We start from the raw sequence: 23,516 nt of genomic DNA, 5'->3' as shown, positions 1-23,516 counted from the left end.
ATCACGAGTGGTGTCGTGAAGACGTTCAAGTTTGATTTTTTGTTCTGATGTAATAAATATTTTCATAGCGAGGATAATGATCTCCATTTCGGATAAAATCAAGCATCTTCAATGATTACGGGTATATGTCCTTTTCTATTCCCTGTCAGTTGATATAAAAAATGGCCCACCTGTTCTGTGAGCCACTTTTATTCTTATTACAACTTTCTTATTTTTTCTTTTTATTATAAAGCGTTAATCAGGCAAATTTCCCCTTGCCAATGGTGGTATCTGTCCACGCCATTGCAATAGCGACTTTCGCCTTACTATCCAGATTCTCAATGAAACCATTATCCCCCGCTGTCGGGGCAAAACTGCTCATGGCCTGAATCAAAGAATCAACCGCATTATCTGACAATGCAGTAAATTCTCGCTCTCCTGATACATCCTTATTACCCATTTGAGTCACTAATTTGGCACGATGACCATTAAAATAATCATAAAAGGTCACTGAACCCATTGATTCAAATATACTCTGAGCCGTTTTATCCTGAACAGGACGATTCACTGATAATACCAAATCGTATCCACTACGCTGGAACCACAGGTTTTGCCAGTCAACACCATTAAAGAGGATCATATCTTCTGTGTTAATATCGCTAACCCGGTTATCAATCACCTCTGTGCTGACCACAAAGCTGTCTGCACCCACGCCACCCTGGAAGCTGTTCTGATAGCCGCCCAGTACCAGCAGATCCTGACCCTCTCCGCCGTCAAACTGACTGAACTTCGAAATAGCCGCCGCTATCAGGTGATCATCACCTTCTCCACCGTTGATTACCGCATGGTAGCCCATCAGTTTAACCGTATCATTGCCAAAATAACCGTCGATCCGATTGTCATTACCAAACACCCTGGCAAAGTCATTGCCTTCACCCAAGTCAACCCGGTTGTTATTGCCGATGGTCACAGCATAGTCCTCACCTGCTCCGGTATCCACCCGGTTATAGTTGCCGGAGGTGACAACATAATCCTGCCCGTTACCTGCATCAATAAAGCCACCTTCACCAAAGACAAACGCCTGATCATTACCTTCACCCATAAAAACCTGGTTAATGCGTCCGGCCACCACGGCGGTATCATCACCATTGCCACCAAACATCCAGTTTTCACGTCCCATCAGAACGCCCATGTCATTCCCTTCACCACCAGCAAAGATGTTGGATGTTCCTAATGAGTAATAAACATCATCACCACGACCACCCCAGAAGTTGTTGTTATCGCCCAGATAGGCACCGAGATCTTTACCGTCACCACCCCAGTTGAAGTTATAATTACCCAACGACACATGAATATCGCCATCTCCTTGCAGATGACGACTGTTACGCAGGAAATCAAAGGTTTTTTGCCTCATATTGAGCAGATCTGCTGTTAGATTCTCTTTCAAATTGGTCACTAATGATTGCATCTCTGCTTGTTTATCTTTACTAAACATCGTTGCAAACAGGTTAGGTAAATTCAGCGAATTAAAGCCAAATGCACGTTCTGCTTTGCTATTAGCTTGAGCGCTATCACCGTTGATGCTAACCACAGCTTCTTGTCCCTGACTTTCATCAGGCGCTTTCTCTTTCAAGCCATGACTTTCTACAAATGTCTTGACTCCATTTTCTCCCATATTGATGCCAGCCTCCAAACTATCCAGCAATTTCTCTGGGTTGGTGAAGGCTTTCAGTTGATCACCGCTAAATTCCCTTATCACTTCCAGCATTTCTTTCAGAATAGCCTTGCCATCAACAGGCTTGCCTGTGCGGGAAACAATATGTCCATCTGCGGTGTAGTCCACACCAAAGATATCCGCTAAGGTGGTATCCTCACTCACACTAGCTAATCGGCCAAGCAGCTTATTCTGAAGCTGACGCGGTAAGTCCTTCGGATTATAAGTAAAGGTGGTTTTCGCCATACCCGTTGTCGAGTATTGCTGAGTCATCAAACCAAACAGGGAACCTAGGTTGGTATCCAAAATTGACTGGATGTTGTCACCGAACATAAAGTTCCAGTTACCGGTCGTAACCTGAATATCAGCACCACGCCCCCCAACGGCAAAGTTGAAAGCCAGCTGTTGATTGGCCTGACGGAATTTGTCTGCACGGCTTATTTTGCCCATCTCAATACTATTGCCATTTTCACCCAGCCACTGATTGAATTTTTTGTTCAGTGCTGATTCGGCGTCATACTGCAAGCCACGGCTGTTACGTTCATGTTGTGAGTCCAAATTAAGCAGTGTTTTATAATCTACGCTGCTGGTTTGGTCTAAACCAGACATATCACGCACAAACTTTTTCGCACCGACGATGGTCCATTGCTGATCTTGTGCCGCTAACCAATCCTGCTTTTCACCGGAACGAGCAATACCTTTCAATACGTCAGCAACATGGGCAGCACCATCAAATGGATTGACCAACGGTGGCGTTGGGATGGATTTATCCATCATCACAATCAGGTCATTACTACGACCTTGGTTGAAGCTGATATTACGGTTACCAATAAACATCTGCGCCCCTTCCAGCGCCTGATAGCCGCTAATATCAAAGCTATGTTTACTATCACCATGACCAATGTGAACCATCACATTGTTGTCACCGAAAGCCAGTGATTTAAAACCACCCGTCCCCACTTTAATACCGACGTTCGATGTACCCCAATTAAGTGCAGTAAACTCTCCGTCACCGACATTCACCTGGATATTACCGGCGTAACTGAGCTGACGATGCGAGTTATCGCTGGTGTTAACCTTTTTACGCTTCTGTGGCTCAATGAAAACTTCAGTGTTATCCGCAATCGCCCCTTTGGTAACCGAATCAGCCTCTGTGTAGCCTACTTTAGCGAAGTTGATATCGCTTTCAGCAATACCACGACGAACCTGTTCTGTATGCGTTATCAGTTTATTCTCGGCATTCCAGCTCAAGACGATTTTGTTATCAAGTAAGTTGTTAACCCATTGGTTATTTTCGTCACGAGTAAATTTACGGCCTGTTGCGTCAACCGCTACTTCGCTACTACGGGCTGAAACATCACTGCGGATACCCTGTTTATCCAACTCAGTAATAAAGTGATGAGCAAAGCCATTCCGCTTATCATCACTAATCAGTGAACAACCCACCAGGCTGATGTGATCGGGTTTGCTGATGGCCTTTTCGCCCAGCTTAGCGTTCTGATAAAACTGCGTTAATTTGGTCGCCAATTTATCGGCACTGTAACCACTCAGACGGATGTTATTCTGCTCTGACGTATCACGGCCATGACCAACAACCTGCCAGCGTAATTTGTTTGATAATTTAGACAGTTCGCCATAAGCAACCCGATATTTACCGTTGGCGTCAAGTTGAACAATCACGCTGGAATCCGGGTGTTTACCCGCCAGATTAGCTGCTGCTCTAGCAGCTATCGGGTCATCTTCCATCTGAAGAATGATCTGACCATCAAAGCGAGTTTCACGGCTATCAATCTGTGGAGTTACTTCCACCGTTTGCCAGGCATCAAGTGGTTTGTTCAGATGACTATCGTCGATAATAACAGGCGCTGTCCCTTTATTTTTGCCAGATAACCCATCTAGATCTTCCAACGCAGGGCGGTTTTGCGGTTTTACCACAGCATACTTCTGATAAAACGCCTGAGTTTCTTTAAAAGCATTATCCAGCGCTTGATTTACCCACACCTTACCCGATCCCCCAGCAATATCTGCCAGATCCTGATAATTGGCGGTATAACTGTTCAGTACCTGCTTACGCTCATCACCGGTTGCCTGTAACGCTTTGTAAACCACCAGACTTTCGTTGACGGAATGACCACCATCAAATACCAGAAATGCCAAGGTATTGAGATAGCTCTGCCCCTTCGGGAAGTCAGGCTGCTTACTAGCAATATAGTTATTGAGATGAACCATGATATTGGTCGAGCCAGACGCTCCTGTCACCACAGAATGGCTTTGTGCTAACGCATTACCCTCAAATGCAGTTTCCCGTCCGGGGATCAGGATCCGCCCCGCAGCAACTTTCCTGCCATACAAGAAGTCATCGTGCTGACCATTCACAGGCTGGTAAGGTAGCGCCGTACCATAATCGTTAGTCTGCTTTCCCGTTATTTCGACTTTGTACGTAACATCATTTCCAGCAGTGAGTTCAGTACTGGTTGAACGGGCTTGAGTGATCACATCCTGATAGAAAATATCACCTTCTCTCTTCCAGGCAGCGCTATCCATCCCCATCCCCCGAGTGGTCGCCATTTTTACCGCTAGAAACGGCACCTTAATCACAGAAAAACCATCATCGACTTTAGTCATCATGATCTTAAAATTGGCAAAAGTTGGTTCGTCCAGAAACGCTGTTAACTCAGGCACCCGGCTGAACCAAGGGCGAAAATCCTTATCAATAGCCTTAGCAAAAGCTTGCATCTTGCCGGCAATTTTCTGGTCACGTTCAGCACCTTCGGGATAAAAACCACTTATCCACTGTTCAAAATCCTGTACCAGAAAGTTACCTGTTCGTTCAGCGGTATCTTTCGCCTCCGGTGATGCCGTTTTCACCAGTTCATAGGCCAGTTCAGAATCAAAATGGCGGCCAAACAGGTTATCAATATATTGTCCAGTGGCCTTCTCTTTGTTGGCATCGGCCAACAGCTGTTGAGCCAGAGTGTGCAATTCAGGATGCGTTTTCAACTGGGTAACCGCATCCTCAAATAATTCTTTGGTTTTCTGAGGTGTTACTTGCCCGGTAAGCCAAAGTTCTCTAGCGCGTTCAATCAAAGGCTTACCTTCTGGGATAGCTTCTTGTTGTAATCGGCTGACGAAAACGATAAGGCTTTCGCTTTCGGTCTTAGGTGCATCCCGCTCCGCAGCGGAGTTAATCTGGGTTAATGGCTTAATTTGCCAATCAATGAGACGATTAATTTCGCTTTGCGCAATATCGCCTTTCAGGCCCACTACACGCCCGAAACCGTCAAAGGATACCTGCTGACCAAACTGTGGCACTTGCTCAGGTGGCACAGTGATACCCAAAATCCCGGCTGACTCAGCTCTCTGGGCCTGAATGTAAGCAACCAGTTCACCCATCTCAAAACGTAAGCTTTTCACCAATTTACTACGCTGAGCGAATTCTTTGGGGTCATGCTGCTGCCAATGAGCTAACGCGTTCTCAAGCTGCAATATATGCTGTTCATCAGGCTGTTCGACGGTACTGCTAAAAGCCTCACGTACGGCCACCAGCGCCTTACCAGGCAGATCGGTATTTATCGAACCAAGACGTCTTTTAGTAGAATCAATAAACCGTTTGTCTCCCTTACTCAGTAAGACAAGTTCCAATTCTTTAAGTACAGAAGAACGAGATTTAGGGTTATTTCCCCCTAATCCTTGCAGATCAATACCTGAAATCGTCGGTGCTTTTCTGGTTAACTCTCTGGGTTTATTTAAGGTTGATCCCACAGTGCCATCGGATGATGTTTCGGTAAACATTGACATGATCGCAGCACCGGTATTTTCTGAACGGATGTTCTTGTTGAGCTGTAACCGATTAATTGCCTGTTGTGCATTATTCAAGGCGGCCAAATCTTCTGCTGTTAATGTTAAATCTTCACTAATCCAGCCGTCAGCTTCAGTTTTTGATTTAGGATCAATATGGCTTTTCGATTTCACCACCTCGATTGGTGTATAAGCTTCTCCAGACAAACCGCTACCCGTTGCCCTGGCACGCTCTGGTTTAGCATCATCCGCCTGTTTCACGTCTTTTGCATTCTTCTGCGCCTGAGCCGCTTTATTTTCCGCATCTAAACTATCTCTTTCACCACGCTGTTTCGCCTTTTCATACGCGGTATTGGCGTCACTCTCTGATCTTTCTGCCCGTTGTTTCTGTAATAATGCTTCTTCTTTTCTCTGCTCTGCTTTTTTCTCAGCGTCTACAATATCTTCGTCTGCATTATCTATATTTTCGAGACTTTTCCCTAAACCCGCCTCTGATTTCTCAATTGCTGTTTTTACTGTTTCTCGTTTATCAATAACGTGCTGCTGTGCATCAGCTAATTTTTCTTGTGCAGTAAGTTTGGCATCATTTAATTTATTCTGGATATTATCCAGATATCCAACGGCAAACCGATTACGCCACTCATCACCTGATTTGCCATCATAATTCCCATAGTTATTAAACGCATCCATGCCTTGAGTCATGGAAAATAGTTCTTTTGTGACTATCCTGGACTCTTCATTTATTGCATCACGCTGTACTTGCCCATTGTTATTCAGCGCATCTTGATTCGTTGATTCTAGTTGGAATTGTGATTTTGAAATTGCTTTAAGCTGCTTATCTTTCTCTTGTTCCAGGAGCTGACGATTTATCTCAGCTTTTTCTTTATCGCTTAACGCATTTTGCGCGGCTTTATCCTGCTTCGCATGTCTGATAACCGCATCAGCTTGTGGTGATGCCTTATCCTGAGCTGAATTAACATTATTGCCAATCTGCAAGGCATTCTGGATACCCCCGGTATCAGGCGTCTCCACCGGGGTTATTGTGCCACTCAATTTGTTAGTCAGATCCGAACTAACTTCATCAATTTTATCCATCTGGAAACCATCAATGGCAGAAACTTCGGTTAAATTAATCGCGCCTCTACCTTTATTGGTCCCAGAAGTACTCGCCTCATCACCATGGATCAGATAATTAATCGCTTGGCTACCTTCCACATTTAACACAGTTTGTTTAATATTCTTAAACAGAGAAGAGAGATGACTACTTTGTGTGTTGCTCTCCGCAATAGAAAGACTGTAGAAATCACCATTACCAACCTTAATCGCCACATTATTGCGTGCATAGGAGGCATTAATCCCCAGACCATCACCAATATGAATATTGGCATTGCCTTTGCCTTTCATGATCGCAACATTGAGACCATTTCCGACTTTAGTATTGACGTTATATTCACCCCATACTGCATTGACTGAAACACCGTTACCCACCTTGGTATTCACATTCAGGTCACCATGCGTCGCAGTCACACTTAAGCCATCACCCACTGTAGTCGTGATATTAGCTTTGCCTTTCGCCGCGGTAACTTGCATACCATCACCCACTTTAGTAACGATATTGCCTTCACTCCACAAGGCATTAAAGCTGTCGCCGTTACCGACTTGAGTCACAACGTTGGCATCAGCTTTGGCAAGTACTACATTATTTCCGTCGCCTACCTTAGCAATGACGTTAGCTTTGCCCCAGGCTCCCGTGTAATCATCACCGTTACCAACATGGGTAATAATGTTGGCATCACCCTGAACGACGGTGACTTCTTGCATCCCCCCTACTTTGGTAATGATGTTCGCTTTACCTTTGGCGAAATTGTAACGGTCGCCATTACCAACATGAGTCAGGATATTAGCTTCACCCCAGACAGCGTTAACCCCTGTACCTTCCCCCACTTTAGTAATGATATTGGCTTTACCTTTCGCGAAACCAACGGTTGTGCCATCACCAACGTGTGTCATGATGTTACCTACATCGGAAATAAGCAGACCGACCGTAGTACCATTCCCCACTTTGGTCAGAATATTGCCTTTACCCAATAGCACGGCAGCAGTCGTTGATGCTCCTATATGAGTGACGACATTAGCCTCAGCCGCAGCCATAACGCCCATAAAACCCTTACCCACTTTGGTGACAATATTAGCTTTACCCAGTGCCAGCACCCCAGTTAAACCGTCGCCAGCATGAGTCATGATATTGGCTTGACCAAACATTGCCGCCAGCGTTGTACCGTCACCGCTCCTGGTCATCACGTTCAACTCACCGGCAAACAAACCAATACTTGTTCCACCTCCATCATGGGTGTAGATATTGGCATTACCCACCATTAAGCCGACAGTCAAATCATTACCCACTTTCGTCAAGATATTAGCTTGCCCGATCATAGCGGCAAATGTTTGACCATTACCGACATGGGTCATCACATTGGCCTCGCCTATCATTGCTGCCAGCGTCATGCCATTACCCACTTTGGTGGCGACATTGCCTTTGGCCAGCATCAGGGCAACACTCATCCCATTTCCAACATGAGTAAACACATTGCCGGCTGCGACCATCAGTGCCAGCGCATTGCCATCCCCCACTTTGGTAAAGACATTACCCAGACCACCCATCAATGCCCATACATCACCCTTACCAACATGGGTAAAGATATTGCCAGCACCCATCATGGCCGCAATTGCGGTTCCATCTCCCACTTTAGTAAAGATATTACCTGCTGCTCCCATGACCCCCAGTGTCTGACCGTCACCAACATGTGTCAGCACATTACCCATTCCAAGCATAATGCCTGTAGTGTCACCATTGCCTACTTTGGTCAGGATATTGGCTCCACCCAACATCACCCCCGTCGTACTCCCATTACCAATATGAGTAAGAACATTCGCACCACCGCCCATCACCGCAACAGCATCACCCCTCCCTTTTTTGGTCAGGATATTGGCACCGCCCAGCGCAATTGCGGTGGTATCTGATATTTCATTATCACCCGTAATATGCGTGATAATGTTGGCACCACCGAGCATACCGGAAACCAGATGACCTGCTGCAAGCTTGGTCAGTACATTGGCCCCTCCCACTAATACCGAAGAGACGTTTCCTTTACCTTTCTGGGTTATGACGTTAAAACCGCCCGCCCCTAACCAGTTCGCGCTACCATCACCTATTTGGGTGTGGGTGTTATACCCCCCCAACATGATAACCCGGCTGTCACCATGACCTTGATGGATCGAGATATTGCCAACCGCCAGAAGATGAGCCAGATACTGCCCGTCACCGATTCGAACCAGCACATTTGCCGCACCGCCGGCGTTAACATCCATTTCTCCACGCTGGTTTTGATGAACGAAAACATTCGCCAGACCGATACCCCGAAACCACAGGTTGCCCTCTTTACCACTTTTCACGATGACGTTGGCAGCACCTGCGCCTTCAAAACGCGTATTACCGAATCTCGAACTATGAAGAATAACGTTAGCAATCCCATCACCTTTAAAATTAACATTGCCACGTATCACACTGGATTTAATAACATTTCCACCCCCCACACCTCTAAAATTAACATCACCGGTGCTATCACCGATATTTGAAGATGATTTCACCAATTCCTGATGACTATATTCTTCAATATGTTCTAAATGCTCAGAGACACGGAGGACAGTATCGACTTGATATTGAAGGTTAGTTAGTAAATATCCCTTCGCCTCCATCGAGCTATAACCATTTGCAGGGGAAAAATCTTCATTGGCCAAATTACGGGTATGGTCGCCTGCTTTGTACCATGCACTGGCATAATATTTCAGCTCTCCGGTTTTAGGATCATTTTTCAACTCCACCATGACCACTTTGGTATATGACTCGACATATTTGGCATAGACATAACCATTTGATCGGCAATTCGATTTCACCGCTGAAACATCCAATACCAAACCATCAGAATGGATTGCACGCCCATGCATTTTTGCATCAATCAACGTGATATCTTCTGCTTTAGCGGTGGTTCCGCTGGCATAAGTTACCCATTGATTCTCCTGCAAATCTTCTTCAACAGTATGCTGAATAGTAACGGGTTGATAATGTTCAAAGATTAAATTAAAAAGAGAGTAATCATTATCATTGCTTATATAATCAAATCCATTCTCTAAAGAGATATCTTCCGTAGCAAGATTTTTGAGTTGATTACCATTTTTACGCCATGAAGTGGCGTAATAACTGAGTTTGTCGGTTTCAGGATCATTTCTCAGTTGAACTTTACTGATCTTAGTATACATTTCATCAGCAAACGCAAAGAGATAAGTATTAGGCTCAGTAGTTGATTTAATTCCTGTCACTTGCTGGGGTTTCTGGACTCCCATCTTCGCCGTTGTTAATACAATTTCTTTAGCTTTAGTGTATTCCAAAGCTTGACTATACGAATCGCTATCTTCACCTATTCTTGATATTTCATTGTAACCACCGGCACCGGAGAAACTGATATCACCATGAGCTATATCAGAATAAATTTTGTTATAACCACCTGCGCCTTCAAATTCGATATTACCGCGAGTCTGTTCATATTTATCTTTACTTTCTCGCAAGCGTTCTATGCGGTTTGATGCTCCGGCACCATGCAAGATAATATTGCCTTCTCTCCCTTTACGAATAATATGGTTATCAATCCCTGCACCTGTGAAATCAATATTACCGCTTTCAACCCGTGAGCTGATGCTATTTGCGGCACCCCCACCAACGAATTTCACATCACCGTGGCTTTTCTCATAATGTTCATACCAGTCACGGTCAATTTTGTTGCCAGCACCGACTCCGGTAAAATTTAAATTGCCCTGATGAGTTTCATGCCATAACTCGTTATAACCGCCGACACCTTTAAACGTCACATCACCGGATTGTCCTTTACGACTCAGGTTGTTATAAGCAGCGGCCCCGGAGAAATTTAGATTACCGCGACTTCCTCGGTGATCCATAGAAACACCGCCCGCCGCGCCAGCAAATGAAATATTGCCATTACCGTTTTTATCAATACTTTCGTAACCTGCGGCACCATGTACATTCAGATCACCGTCAATACTCACTATTTTTAAATATCCGGCCCCACCCTCTACGGCCTTATCGCCAGAACTGGCATAGATTGTTGCCCCTAGCGAACCAACAGTAATATGATCATCTCCTCCTTCAGCATAAATAACTCCCCCGACGCCAATAGCGACAATATTATTACCATCATCATCATCTTGATATTTCCCGGTAAAGAAATATTCTGTACTGCGGTTTGATGATTTCCCCATAAACAATCCCTTAATTTAATTGAGGTTAAATAGAAAACCACTGCATTTGGCAGATACAGCAGTTGTTTTTAGAATCTAATGTCCCGCGAACGATACAAACCCTCTGACCTTTCCACGGAAAAAAACAATGACAGCAATCAATCAGATATTCTTTTATATAATCTGTTCTAATTCAGGCTGATTGCTGTTTTCAGTCACTTTTTGGGCTATTATTTTTCTAAATAATGAAATAAAGAGCCCCCCCCCTCGTGATAATTGATATCCGAGAGGATTTATTCAAATTTTTTAAACATATTTCGCCCCCAAAAAGAAATTTATTCACAAAGATAACAAAAATATTAAGCTCAGAGACATAATGAGCTTATATCTATAAATACGGTTAAATGAATAAGTGGAATAAAATAATATAGGGCAAAAACTCAAAATCAATATTTACACATAAGAAAGTCTGTTTACCCCCCATATATTGCCCCATATCCCCACATTGATGCTAAAAGACAATAAAAACAGACTGTAACAATAACAAAACGTAACTAACTGCTTTAATTTAAATTATTAAATAATTTTTCCATAAATCAAATTAATAAGGCTAAATTATTAACATTTTTACATCAAGAATACAGGATATTTAACTTACTCATTTGAAATAAAACATCTATCGTAAGAAAATAACAGAACACATCCCGCAGTCTTATCTAAATAAATACGACCAATAAATACAAAATAACTAACCAAAATAGGTTATGCTGACAACGGCATTGGATTAACTGGTTTACACTATAGTCTCCATCCGGGTATGGCTGTCAGACTCTATGCTGGTCCGGACAAAAAAGAGCATCGTAGATAAAACAAGATCAAAAATTGATGCACCGGTCACATTTTCACACTTCATGAAACCGATTACATGAAACAAATAACACATCTCACATTCCATTCAAAACAAATTCATTATCTTATTGTAATAACCTAGACAAAACTGGATTTTAAATAAAATGGTATCGCTAATCTGGCAGTAAATATAGTGACAATCATAGCAATGCGATTACTTCTGATTATTGGGTAGCTCACCATAGAACGAATCACTGTCTTTGTTCATTACTGGAATATTTTTTTATTTATATTTTTTAAGGTCACATATGAGTCAAATTACCCCTCAATTAACAAATATGTGGGATAAAAGTCATGAATCATGGTTTGTAAAAGATAAAGAATTCCGTTTTATGTATGCAAATCCAGTGTTTATTAAAGTAAACAAATTACCTGAAAATTTTGATGTTATAGGATATACTGATAAAGAATTACCTACACTGTTTAATCATTTTGCTCACCTTTTTGAAGAACATGACCGTAAGGTTTTACAGTCTATGCAGAAAGTATCATCTATTGGGGCTTATCTGCCAGACAATGGTCAAAAACTTCAATCCTATTCTTGTGACAAATACCCGTTAATGGATGAAAATAATCAATGCATGGGGATAATTGGTCACGCTAAAGCCATAAACCATTTTTCGCTATACAATTACATTAAAAATGACTCATCTACCTCTGTTAGACTCAGACCCCCTAATAATATATTGACGGCGAAAGAGTGGATAATAATTTTTTTATTCTGCCGTGGTGTCAGCAATAAGCTTATCGCCAATGAAATGAAGATTTCATGCCGTAGCTTAGAAAAATATTTAAAAATTATCTATGATAAATTATCAATTGGATCAATGACTGAATTGAGGTTATTTTGCAAAGAGAATAATTATGATCTCTATATTCCCCCTAAATACGTTCAAACTACAGGCCATTTTTTGCTATAAAAGATGATGCCTGCGCCTCTATACACCCTGTCATTTAATCGGCTTTCCCTGATTAAATGACAGGGAGAACGGGTAGCTTTCAATACATGCCAATGATAAATAAACCATTCATTCGAGATTATTCAAATAAGTCCGATTCATATTATTCGCTTACCTTACAATGAGGCACATAAATCCTTTCATGATAATCTGAATCAATTAGGCTATGATCCCCCGCTTCACATTTGTCATTGATTACATAAACTGCTGAGGAAAGGAATATGGCTACAATGAAAGACGTAGCACATCAAGCGGGCGTATCCGTGGCTACCGTAAGCCGGGTCATCAATAACACCGCTTACGTCGAACCCGGTACCCGTGAACGTGTAGAGAAAGCAATGCGTGAATTCAACTACCACCGAAATTCTGCTGCGCTTGCTCTGGCAAAAAGATGCGGGGATATGTTGGGTTTACTCACCGGTAACCTGGCTGATCCTTTTTTTTCTCGTTTAGCGCGCGGAGTTGAAGAAATTGCCCGAAAAAAAGGGGTAAAACTGATGGTTTGTAGTGGTGGGCATCAGGCTGAACTTGAGAAATCCGCCTTAGATTTTTTAATCAATCAAGGGTGTGAAGCGATAGTGGCACATACCACTCGAATGAGCGATACAGACATATTACGTTATGCAGCGCATACGCCGGCATTAGTGATTGTTAATCGATATTTGCCTGCCATCGCCAACCGGTGCATCTGGTTAGATAACGTTAGCGCTTCGCAGGCTGCTACTCACTACCTTATCCAAAATGGTCATCGAAAAATCGCCTGTGTAACGACAGACCTGCCTATTAATGATAGAAAACTCCGCCTGGAGGGGTATTATTCTGCAATGACTCATGCAGGTATCACAGTACCTGGCAATTGGGTTATCAGCGCTCCATTTGACGAAAAAGGAGGCGAGCTAGCAGCAGAAAAGCTCTTAGGCAGCGGCATCAACTTTACTGCCGCAGTGACATTCAACGATGTTATGGCTGCCGGCATGATGCGAGCCCTGCATCAACGGAAAATCAACTTACCGGAACAACTGTCAATTGTTGGGTTTGATGATATCGTCCCGGCACGATATCTCTATCCCTCTTTAACGACTGTACACTATCCAATAGAAAGGATGGCACGGCGGGCTGCTAATCTGGCGTTACAGCTCAATGCCCAGGAAGAACCCTCCCCACAAATGAATATGTTCTCAGCCGAACTCGTCATCAGAGATTCTGTTTTCTCCCTGGGATAAAGAAAAGCATCACCTACAAAACAAGCGTAAAAAACGATACACAGATCGCACTTTCACACGTCATGAAACCGATTACATGGACAAGTCACACTTCTCACATTTCATTCGAAAAAAATTTATTATTCTTTCTCAATAACATATCCGAAACAGGGATTTTAAATGGATAACAAAAAAAAGCTTAATCTGGGACTCGCTATGCTACCAATCGTAGCAATGCTCCTACTTCTGATTATTGGCTATGGTCAACTGGGACTGCGCATTGAGTCCTTATTACTCGTATCAGCAGGAATAGCGGCGGCCTTAGCGTATTGGCAAGGCTACCGCTGGAATGACATTATTGATTCCATTGTGGCAAAGCTAGCCAAAGCAATGCCGGTGATCATGATACTGATTTGCGTAGGGGGACTCATCGGAACCTGGATGATCAGCGGAACCATACCTTATATGGTTTACTGGGGATTAAAACTGATTAGCCCGCAATATATACTCATTGCCGCCTTCTTTATCACGAGCGTTATCTCAGTCTGCACCGGTACATCGTGGGGTGCAGCCGGAACGGTGGGTGTTGCTCTAATGGGGGTAGCCGCAGGTCTTGATGTGCCTTTGGCTGCCGCCGCAGGTGCGGTTGTTTCAGGTGCATATTTCGGTGATAAAATTTCACCTTTATCTGATTCAACTAATTTCGCCGCCATCGTCGCCGACACCGACCTTTACAGCCATATCCAACACCTGATGTATACCACTATCCCAAGCTTTATGTTAGCGGCGATTATTTATCTTATCGCTGGTCATACAAACTCAGTAGGTAGCATCGCAACACCTGAAAAAGTCACAGACATCATTCAATCTCTTGAAAGCCTTTATCACTTCAATTTATTACTGATTTTGCCACCGGTACTGGTTTTGTGGGGTGCAATAACAAAACGTCCGGTGATACCCGTTATGCTGGCTGCATGTGCATTGGCTATTGCGATCGGCATAGGTCTTCAAGGATTCACACTTAAGCAGGGCCTTAATGCGTTGATAGATGGCTTCAATCTCTCAATGTTCTCTGACCAGGGACACAACATCACCGGGGTCGTTGGCGAAATCCCACGTTTGCTCAATCGCGGTGGCATGTTCTCAATGATGAGTACCATCCTGCTGGTATTTTGTGCCTTCTCGTTTGCCGGCGTTTTGGCGCTCACTGGTGCCCTGACCACCATCATTAACCATCTGCTGCAAGCGGTTCACACAACCGGACAACTTATCGCGGCAACCGTAGCCACAACCATTCTCGTGACCGGTGCCACCTGTGACGGAAAACTGGCTCTTCTCATCCCAGCAGAGCTCTTCAAAGGAGCCTATCGCCGCTTGGGCCTGGATAATAAAAACCTGTCACGGACAATAGAAGATGCCTGTACCGTCATTGAACCACTCATCCCATGGACTTCTGCGGGTATTTACATGGCAACGACTCTGGGTGTCAGTACGCTTGAACTGCTGCCCTGGGCTATCCAGTGTTACGCTGCCGTCTTTTTTGCACTCATTTATGGCTTTACTGGTTTCGGTATTGCAAGAGTCGCACCGGAACATTCCCTGAAAAATAAGGAAAGCCAACATGAAACCGCATGATTTCAATCAAATAATCGATCGCCACAATACGGGCTCTGTTAAATGGGACTTTCTGGATCGTTACCTGCAATTGAATCAAACTGATCTTCTGCCAATGTGGATTTCTGATTTCGATTTCCAATGTCCGGAAGAAATCCGCCAAGCACTACACACCCGAGTCAACCACGGCATTTTCGGTTATAGCGAACGCGACGATAACTATTACCAGGCAGCCATAGACTGGTTTTCAAAACGCCACCAGTTGACCTTATGCCGGGATTGGTTCACTTCAATAGAAGGAGTCATACCCGGGCTGGCTTTGCTGATCCAGATGCTCAGTAAACCGGGTGAAGGCGTCGTGATACAAGGGCCCTATTATGGCTCATTCGCCAAAATCATCACCATGAACGACAGGGTAGTTGTTGAAAACCCGCTACTTGAAAGTCCTGAAGGTTATCAAATTGACTATGATCATTTAGAACAGGTGTTGGAGCAACACAGACCACCTTTGCTCCTGTTATGTAACCCACACAATCCTACTGGCCGATGCTGGAATCAAGACGAATTGACCCGATTATTAACGCTCTGTAAAAAGTACGGTGCAACGGTAATTTCTGATGAAATTTGGGCTGATTTGATTTTACCTGGGAAAACATTTACCTCAGTACTGCATCTGGGGAACAAATGGCATAGCAACGTCATTGCCGCGACCTCAGCAAGTAAAACATTTGGACTCTCATCACTTCGTATATCGAACTTTCTCATTCCAGATCCCGGCCTTCGGCGTGCCTTTAATGATCGATTAAACGCCCACGGATTAGACGTATTTAACTCGCTATCGATGACTGCGGCCACAGCAGCATATCAACATGGAAGTCTATGGTTTGATGAGCTACAAAATCACCTGGCTGAAAACCGCCACTGGTTGGAGCAAGCTATAGCACATACTGTCCCTTGGTGCCAAATGACCAAAGCCGAAGGCACCTACCTGGCTTGGTTGGATTGTCGCGCTTTAGGTCTGGACGACGATGCTCTCCAGTTGGCCTTGCTACAGAAAGCGAAAATAGCCGTCTCAATGGGACGGAATTTTGGCGATAGGGGAAAAGGATTTATCCGGATAAATTTGGGTTGCCCTCGTCAATATCTTGAGAAGGTGATCACCGGTTTAACTCAGTTAACACCGTAAAATAAAAATACAATATTTAGCAAGCGGTCTAAATGATTTGAGTTTACCGAGTTTTCAACTCCATCCACTTACTGGAGATCGACTTATCCCGTTTAGCGCGGCTGTTTACGCCAGAACAGCACTTACAGCACGCTAAGGAAAAGTAATCTTGAGCTGTCAGGGCTTGGCCAGGGGCCATTGCTGGGCAGCATGGAGCACGCGCAGCACAACCATCGTACCACTGTCCTTGATGCGATAGACAATCACATAATTAGGCTGCACGACGATTTCACGCGTGCCGCGCATGCGGCCGGGATGGTACAGTTTAGGCTGCTGAGCAACGAGTTCGATTTTAGCATCAAAGTTTGCGTCAAGCTCAAGCGCGGCGTTGGGGTTGTTTTGTGCGATGTAATCAAAGATATGTTCTCGATCTGCTTCCGCGATCTTTCGCCAAATGATTTTCATGCGCGACCCTATACATTGCGTTTACGCAAGGCTTCACGTTTGGCGGCAAATTTGGCCTTGACATCCGCGTGAGGGATACCCGGTCCGGGTTCGTCTATGGCTTGCTGTACCTGTTCACGAAACCACGCATCATAGGCAGCGGCCTTGTAGGTACGCTTGAGCGCTTCGGCACGATCGGGCCTTGAGGTATTGAGGGGGGCGGGGGCGTAGTTTGATGAATCCACGTCGAAGCGGGCAATGCCCATTTTTTTGAGGTAGGAAACCAGCGTCTCGAACTTGCGAAACAGCCGCACATTGCGACTGCGCTGTGCAGCCAGTGGTCGCTCGTACATTCCATAGCGCACCATCACGGCCCAGCCACCTTGCTGGCCTACGATGTGCGCTCCTCTGACGGCTCCGGCCTCAACAAGATGGGAGAGGGTGCCGTGGTCGATAGTTTCAGTCATGTTGTCACCTCGCAATTTCTGAATATTTCACAATCCCGTTTCAGGGGTTGACGTTCAGTGGTACGAAAACTCACTGTTCTTCCCGCTCTTCTGGATATGTTTTCCAACAGTGTGACTTTATAAACTGGTTTGAGCTAGGGTGAAGTTCACCTACGACAACATTTTCTGGCTCAATCGTGAGCCAGCCACTGTTAAACTACATCTGGAACTTCCAATTGAACATTTTCTCAGTTCTCACCAATCTTATCTTTTATCAGTTCAATAAAATCAATAAATTTCATTTTGCTACACTCCTAAATGTGAATTTACACACTACTTAGTGTAAAATCACGCTTTAAATCAGCAACATACGTTTATTGCAATTTGGTGAAATACCGGCGAATAACTCACCACATGGACTATTGTAATTTATAGTGCAAATTATAGTAAATTGCAAGGCGTTTAATTGTTGCCTATCTCAATGGCGTAACAAATCGTCCCACTAAACCAAACAACCCGAAGAACCTCGGCTTATGCCGGGGTTTTTTGTTTGTCTCGTCCAAATCTCTCGTTTACTTGCGAACGTTCAGGAGTGGTGTTTTTCCTTTTTCATGCTCTTCATTTATACAGCGCTATAATAGCAATCAGTAAGGCTATTATAGTCACTGAAAAAGATGCGCCTGAAAGTAACAAACTCGCGGTACTCATCATTCTGTGATAATAGAACTCCCTCATTCCTTTTATAATTGCCTCTTGATTTATTCTTTCTGGGTTTTTATCAGGGGGGTAAAGTTTATGAAACTCTTCAAACACTTTACCCTCTATGGCTTCATGCATATCATAATATGGAGTCATGGCTGCAACGTAGTGCCGATGCAATGTTTCAATGGGACGGAATTTTGGCGATAGGGGAAAAGGATTTATCCGGATAAATTTGGGTTGCCCTCGTCAATATCTTGAGAAGGTGATCACCGGTTTAACTCAGTTAACACCGTAAAATAAAAATACAATATCATATCAGTACCCAATAATGGTGAAGAGTCGGATAAGTGCAGCATGTTACCAAATCGCACTTAATCCGATTATATTCTTCGTTTAAAGAGAAATAAATTTTCATCCTCACAAAACACCACCGAGATTTATTCAATATATGTAGAAAACCTGCCTATCAAAATCATGCCTGATGTACGAAGAGAATTTTCATTTGCAAAAAACTCTGCTCGTACCCCAGACATTGAATTTCCTTCTCATTAACTTTGTTATGAGAAGTTCAAGTAAATTTTTACGAATAATAATTTACTTAAAATATCTGCTTGGCCATATTTCAGACGGCTCACAATTCAAAAAGGTCGCAATAATCCGCTCACCCTTGGGCCATGGGCGGTGTAAAACATTTGCTAAAGTAGATGATGCAAGCCCTGCTTCTCTTGAAACTGCCGCCAACGATGTTCCTCGTTTTTTCAACGCCGCAATAATATCTGCTTTATGCCAATCGTGTCTTTCGATCATTCCTGTTTCCTTCCTCAGTTTGGTTGTACAAGGTACTATGCGCATATCCGCTTCCTATTTATCAGACCAATGTTTTTATGTTGTTACAGCTTTTCCCCTGGGCCCGCACTGGGTGCGGAATACTAAAAAAAGAGCTGTGCTAAAACGTCAAACCCCGCAAAGCACAGCAAATTCTCCGATATAGAAAGAGAGATGATTATTGTTTTAAACGTTACATCTAATTACAGAAGTTTAGTTATTCTTAGGAAAGTTGGAATCGTATTAAATACTTCAATGAACCTTTTTAAAATAATCATTTAATCGAGTTTCATGATTCATGCTGAGTGAGTACAACCAATTAGTGTACAAAGTGCAGTCATACTGCAAAACTTATATTAGCCTCACTACTAAGTATTTACTACTTATTTAAATAAGAATAATTGTTGCAAACCGTATTTTTAGATGAACAATAAACACAGACAACATGTAAAACCCGAAATATACACTTAATATAAGCAGGGTAATTTGCTTATCTCACTCTTCGGATCACATGAGAAATATGTTCAGAAACTATCGTTTCTTTCAGAACACGGTCAAGAATTGCTCTTTATTACAAAGAAGAGTAAATAAAACAGTGTAGTAAAATGGCTACCAAGCATTAGGACAAATAATTATTTATCCATTGACAACGTAAAGAGGATATTGATGACTTCGGATACAATCTGTACTTATTTACCGTTGATAACCTCCACTTTATCGCTAAAAAATGCCAGATATTAGGTGCAACAGCGAGCACAGCCACAGCCTCGTACCATTTATTCAACAAACCATAAAACAATTTTCGTACAAAATAGTAAATATAGTTATATTTCCATTAATTTAAAATCACATAATTGAATAGTAAAAAATCAATTAATAAATATACGATTTTTGACGAGAAAGTTATTATCTTCTATTATATAACGGCCCACTTGAAGCATAATCGGCAAACAAAATTTTCAAATAATAATTTAAATAAAGATTTAGGAGTTGTTATGTCAAACATCAAAAAAAACCCCACTAGCATCACACCACAATTAACTCAAATGTGGGACAGAAGTAATGATCCTTGGGTAGCTAAAGATCTGCAATCAAAATTTATTTACGCAAATTCTGCTTTTTATCAACTGCTTAACCTGCCGGAAGATTTCGATATTATAGGACTTTCTGCCAGTGAATTACCCTTACCTATCGCCGAATGTGCAGAAGAATTCCACCGTCAGGATCAAAAAGCCATTAAAACTATGCAACGGGTCACGTCACTGGAAACCCATCGGCTTGGAGAGCATAAAGTAAAACAAACCTATCTTTGTGACAAATATCCCCTTTGTGATGAAAATGGTGATTGCATGGGGATTATTTTACATATGTACAAAACCCAGGATTTTTCTGTTTCTTACTATTATGAAAAAACATCTCCGTCAACCCTGCAATTTATCCCACCTAACAACATACTGACACAAACCGAGTGGGAAGTTCTTTTTCTGACTCTGCATTCTCAGGATGAGGAGAGCATCAGTAAAGAATTAACGATCAGCACAGAAGGCGTTATTAATCATATTCAGTCTATCTATAAAAAATTCAATTTACTACCCCATATGGAATTAGAAGATTTCTGCAAGAAAAATAATTACCACCTTTACGTTCCTGAGCGATTTTTCACTATTGGTAGCAGGGAATTATAAATTTAAACCACTAATCATTAGCTATACAATAGGATTTAGTCATGAGTAAAATTAATAAGCTCACTATTTCACCTCAAGTCATCAACACATTACAGCAAAGCAATGACCCTTGGGGGAATAAAAGATAGTTCTTCATGTTTTATTTACTCTAACTCTGTAACAGAAAAATTTATTTATGATGTATTGTCAATAAGAAGTCACAAATTTAAACCACTAGCAATCAACTGTACAATAGGATTTAATCATGAGTAAAACTAATAAGCTAATTATTTCACTTCAAGTGATTAATACCATGGAACAAAGTAATGAACCTTGGGGAATCAAAGATCAAAATTCATGCTTTATTTATGGTAATTCAGCATTTAAACGTCTCCAAAACCTTTCAGATTCATTTGATTATGAGGGGCTTTATGACGACGAAATTCCTTGGGATGGCGCTGAGTTCGCAAAAGAATTCATCACCCATGATAAAACTGTAATGGCACAAGAAGGAAGAATATGTTCACTTGAGACACATACATATGGAAAAGATACATTCCTGTCATCTTATTTTCAGGAGAAATATCCATTATATAACGATGAAAAAGAATGTGTCGGAATTCTTTTCCATGGATGGAAAGCTCAGGATTATTCCCTAACCCGTCTATTTCATGGTAAACTTCCGGCATCTATTCTGTTCCAGCCACCGACTAATTTATTTACTCAACGGGAATGGGATGTTATCTTCCTCTCCTTGCAAAAGTACACCAGTAAACAAATGGGACGGCTATTAGATATATCCTATCGCACTGTTGAAACCCATATGGCTCGGATATACAAAAAAATTGGCGTTAATTCCTGTTATCAACTGGAAAACTACTGTCGCTCCAATGATTATGATCTCTATGTGCCAGAAAGGTTTGTGCACCCAACAAGCAGCATGTTTCTTTAAATCCTAAATTATAAAGGCGTTTTTATGAAGAAGAACTATGCAATATCACCTCAGATTATCAACACAATGGAATTAAGTAATGAACTGTGGGGAGTAAAAGATAGTTCTTCATGTTTTATTTACTCTAATTTTGTAACAAAAAAATTTATTCATAATGTATTGTCAGTAGGAAATCATAAGCTTAAGCCACTAACCATCAACTGTACAATAGGACTTAATCATGAGTAAAACCAATAAGCTAATTATTTCACCTCAAGTCATTAATACAATGCAGCAAAGTAATGAGCCCTGGGGGATAAAAGATCAGAACTCATGCTGGATTTATGGCAACGAGTCAGTTAAATATCTTCAAAATCTACCAAGTTCATTTGATTATGAAGGATGTTTTGACGACGAGCTCCCTTGGGCTGGGGCAGAATTTGCAAAAGAACACGTAAATCATGATAAAAGCGTAATGACAAAAGGACAAAGGGTATGTTCACTTGAAACACATAGGTATGGAAAAAATAAATTTCTGTCATCTTATTTCTGCGAAAAATATCCACTATATAATGATGAAAAAGAATGCATAGGAACTCTTTTTCATGGATGGGAAGCCCAAGATTTCTCATTAACCCGTTTTTATCACGGTAAACTCCCGGCATCTATTCTGTTCCAGCCACCGACTGATTTATTTACTCAACGGGAATGGGATATTATCTTCCTCTCGTTACAAAAGTATACCAGTAAACAAATGGGACGGTTGTTAGATATATCCTATCGTACAGTTGAAACCCATATGGCTCGGATATACAAAAAGATTGGCGTTAATTCCTGTTATCAATTGGAAGAATATTGTCGCTTCAATGATTATGATCTCTATGTACCAGAAAGATTTGTACGCTCAGGAAGCAGAATGTTTCTTTAAATTTCAAACTATCACGGAGTTTTTATGAAGAGTTATGAAATATCACCTCAAATTATCAACACACTGGAAATAAGCCATGAACCGTGGGGAATAAAAGATAGTTCTTCAAATTTTATTTATGGGAATTCAGCAACAAAAAAGTTTATTCACAATTTTAAAGAATCATTTGATTATGAGGGCCTTTATGATCATGAGCTCCCTTGGGATGGAGCTGAATTTTCAGAAGAATTTATTGTTCAAGATAAAAACGTCATGGTAAAAGAGCAAAGAATATGTTCAATTGAGACGCATATATTTGGAGAAGAAAAGATTCTATCATCTTATTTTTGTGAAAAATCACCTTTTTATCATGAGGATGGAAATTGTATAGGTGTTACATACCACTGCTGGAAAGCCAAAGAATATTCATTATCCCAATTACATCAATATCATAAAAAATTACCATCATCCATTATACTCCAACCACCAACGGATATTTTTACTCAACAGGAGTGGGATATTATTTTCTTCTTTTTACAAAAATACACCAGAAAACAGATTGGACAGAGATTGAATATTACTTATCATACTGTTGAAACATATATGGCTAAAATATATGACAAGATAGGTGTTAATTCCAACAAACAATTAGAAGAATACTGTCTGGCGAATAATTTTCATCATTATGTACCAGAAAGATTTTTATTGACTTATACCCAAGAAACTTCAAGATGCAGTTTTTAGTACCTGAAAATGGTCGTTAATTCTAGACATCAGCGAGTCCGCTATATCAGGTAGCGTTGTGGTGAAAAATTTGAACACTTTGTCTCGAAATTCATGTTTATCAGCGAAATAACGGTTATTTCGAACATGTTCATTCATGACCTTCCATAATCGCTCTATCGGGTTTAAATTGGGGCTATAGGGAGGAAGGTAATGTAACTCAA

General features: G+C 42.0%; 13 protein-coding genes. 8 read left to right on the top strand and 5 right to left on the bottom strand.

Features of this window, described 5'->3' with window-relative positions; translation table 11 throughout:
• Positions 1-238: 238 nt before the first annotated feature.
• Positions 239-10,822: an MARTX multifunctional-autoprocessing repeats-in-toxin holotoxin RtxA gene (rtxA, locus tag C5471_RS20565; RefSeq protein WP_133814769.1), complete on the bottom strand. Its 10,584-nt coding sequence runs from the start codon at positions 10,820-10,822 to the stop codon at positions 239-241.
• A 1,136-nt stretch (positions 10,823-11,958) separates the two neighbouring features.
• On the opposite strand from rtxA, the gene C5471_RS20560 reads away from it, so the two are divergent.
• From C5471_RS20560 to C5471_RS20545, 4 genes are all read left to right on the top strand, one after another.
• Positions 11,959-12,630 carry a helix-turn-helix transcriptional regulator gene (locus C5471_RS20560; protein ID WP_133814768.1) on the top strand — a complete coding sequence of 224 codons (672 nt, stop codon included), beginning with the start codon at positions 11,959-11,961 and terminating at the stop codon, positions 12,628-12,630.
• A 260-nt stretch (positions 12,631-12,890) separates the two neighbouring features.
• Positions 12,891-13,892: a LacI family DNA-binding transcriptional regulator gene (locus C5471_RS20555; protein ID WP_133814767.1), complete on the top strand. Its 1,002-nt coding sequence runs from the start codon at positions 12,891-12,893 to the stop codon at positions 13,890-13,892.
• Between the two features lie 159 nt (positions 13,893-14,051).
• On the top strand, positions 14,052-15,506 hold the full coding sequence (nhaC, locus tag C5471_RS20550; RefSeq protein WP_133814766.1) for a Na+/H+ antiporter NhaC: 1,455 nt from the start codon (positions 14,052-14,054) through the stop codon (positions 15,504-15,506).
• Positions 15,493-16,671 (top strand): MalY/PatB family protein, encoded by a 1,179-nt coding sequence (locus tag C5471_RS20545; protein WP_133814765.1) that lies wholly within the window; start codon positions 15,493-15,495, stop codon positions 16,669-16,671. The genes nhaC and C5471_RS20545 overlap by 14 nt, the downstream gene beginning before the upstream one ends.
• Before the next feature lie 156 nt (positions 16,672-16,827).
• Here C5471_RS20545 and C5471_RS20540 read toward each other — a convergent pair whose 3' ends face one another.
• From C5471_RS20540 to C5471_RS20530, 3 genes are all read right to left on the bottom strand, one after another.
• Positions 16,828-17,115 carry a type II toxin-antitoxin system RelE/ParE family toxin gene (locus C5471_RS20540; RefSeq protein WP_133814764.1) on the bottom strand — a complete coding sequence of 96 codons (288 nt, stop codon included), beginning with the start codon at positions 17,113-17,115 and terminating at the stop codon, positions 16,828-16,830.
• An 8-nt stretch (positions 17,116-17,123) separates the two neighbouring features.
• Positions 17,124-17,561, bottom strand: a complete 438-nt coding sequence (locus C5471_RS20535; protein WP_133814763.1) for an antitoxin PaaA2 family protein — start codon at positions 17,559-17,561, stop codon at positions 17,124-17,126.
• A 1,275-nt stretch (positions 17,562-18,836) separates the two neighbouring features.
• Positions 18,837-19,049: a helix-turn-helix domain-containing protein gene (locus tag C5471_RS20530; RefSeq protein ID WP_133814762.1), complete on the bottom strand. Its 213-nt coding sequence runs from the start codon at positions 19,047-19,049 to the stop codon at positions 18,837-18,839.
• A 1,013-nt stretch (positions 19,050-20,062) separates the two neighbouring features.
• Between C5471_RS20530 and C5471_RS20525 the strand changes: the two genes are divergently transcribed.
• The 4 genes from C5471_RS20525 (at position 20,063) to C5471_RS20510 (ending at position 23,313) form a co-directional block, all read left to right on the top strand.
• Entirely contained in the window at positions 20,063-20,752 is a 690-nt protein-coding gene (locus C5471_RS20525) for a PAS domain-containing protein (protein ID WP_133814761.1), read from the top strand.
• A 244-nt stretch (positions 20,753-20,996) separates the two neighbouring features.
• Positions 20,997-21,683 carry a helix-turn-helix transcriptional regulator gene (locus C5471_RS20520; protein ID WP_133814760.1) on the top strand — a complete coding sequence of 229 codons (687 nt, stop codon included), beginning with the start codon at positions 20,997-20,999 and terminating at the stop codon, positions 21,681-21,683.
• 220 nt (positions 21,684-21,903) lie between these two features.
• Positions 21,904-22,590: a helix-turn-helix transcriptional regulator gene (locus tag C5471_RS20515; protein WP_133814759.1), complete on the top strand. Its 687-nt coding sequence runs from the start codon at positions 21,904-21,906 to the stop codon at positions 22,588-22,590.
• A 24-nt stretch (positions 22,591-22,614) separates the two neighbouring features.
• Complete coding sequence (locus tag C5471_RS20510; protein ID WP_133814758.1) at positions 22,615-23,313, top strand: PAS and helix-turn-helix domain-containing protein; 699 nt, start codon at positions 22,615-22,617, stop codon at positions 23,311-23,313.
• Here C5471_RS20510 and C5471_RS20505 read toward each other — a convergent pair.
• The coding region (locus C5471_RS20505) for a transposase (protein WP_207627396.1) at positions 23,296-23,516 on the bottom strand (221 nt) is incomplete at its 5' end. The two genes, C5471_RS20510 and C5471_RS20505, sit on opposite strands and share 18 nt — an antisense overlap.

The sequence above is a fragment of the Photorhabdus tasmaniensis genome (genome assembly GCF_011189505.1).
Lineage (GTDB): Bacteria > Pseudomonadota > Gammaproteobacteria > Enterobacterales > Enterobacteriaceae > Photorhabdus > Photorhabdus tasmaniensis.
The sequence above is the reverse complement of the archived record's forward strand: the minus strand, read 5'-3'. Positions and strand labels throughout refer to the sequence as shown.

What these genes read in the sequence shown, in the direction of transcription:
- rtxA (WP_133814769.1), bottom strand. Translation starts at nt 10,822, where the DNA reads ATGGGGAAATCATCAAACCGCAGTACAGAATATTTCTTTACCGGGAAA.
- C5471_RS20560 (WP_133814768.1), top strand. Translation starts at nt 11,959, where the DNA reads ATGAGTCAAATTACCCCTCAATTAACAAATATGTGGGATAAAAGTCAT.
- C5471_RS20555 (WP_133814767.1), top strand. Translation starts at nt 12,891, where the DNA reads ATGGCTACAATGAAAGACGTAGCACATCAAGCGGGCGTATCCGTGGCT.
- nhaC (WP_133814766.1), top strand. Translation starts at nt 14,052, where the DNA reads ATGGATAACAAAAAAAAGCTTAATCTGGGACTCGCTATGCTACCAATC.
- C5471_RS20545 (WP_133814765.1), top strand. Translation starts at nt 15,493, where the DNA reads ATGAAACCGCATGATTTCAATCAAATAATCGATCGCCACAATACGGGC.
- C5471_RS20540 (WP_133814764.1), bottom strand. Translation starts at nt 17,115, where the DNA reads ATGAAAATCATTTGGCGAAAGATCGCGGAAGCAGATCGAGAACATATC.
- C5471_RS20535 (WP_133814763.1), bottom strand. Translation starts at nt 17,561, where the DNA reads ATGACTGAAACTATCGACCACGGCACCCTCTCCCATCTTGTTGAGGCC.
- C5471_RS20530 (WP_133814762.1), bottom strand. Translation starts at nt 19,049, where the DNA reads ATGATCGAAAGACACGATTGGCATAAAGCAGATATTATTGCGGCGTTG.
- C5471_RS20525 (WP_133814761.1), top strand. Translation starts at nt 20,063, where the DNA reads ATGTCAAACATCAAAAAAAACCCCACTAGCATCACACCACAATTAACT.
- C5471_RS20520 (WP_133814760.1), top strand. Translation starts at nt 20,997, where the DNA reads ATGAGTAAAACTAATAAGCTAATTATTTCACTTCAAGTGATTAATACC.
- C5471_RS20515 (WP_133814759.1), top strand. Translation starts at nt 21,904, where the DNA reads ATGAGTAAAACCAATAAGCTAATTATTTCACCTCAAGTCATTAATACA.
- C5471_RS20510 (WP_133814758.1), top strand. Translation starts at nt 22,615, where the DNA reads ATGAAGAGTTATGAAATATCACCTCAAATTATCAACACACTGGAAATA.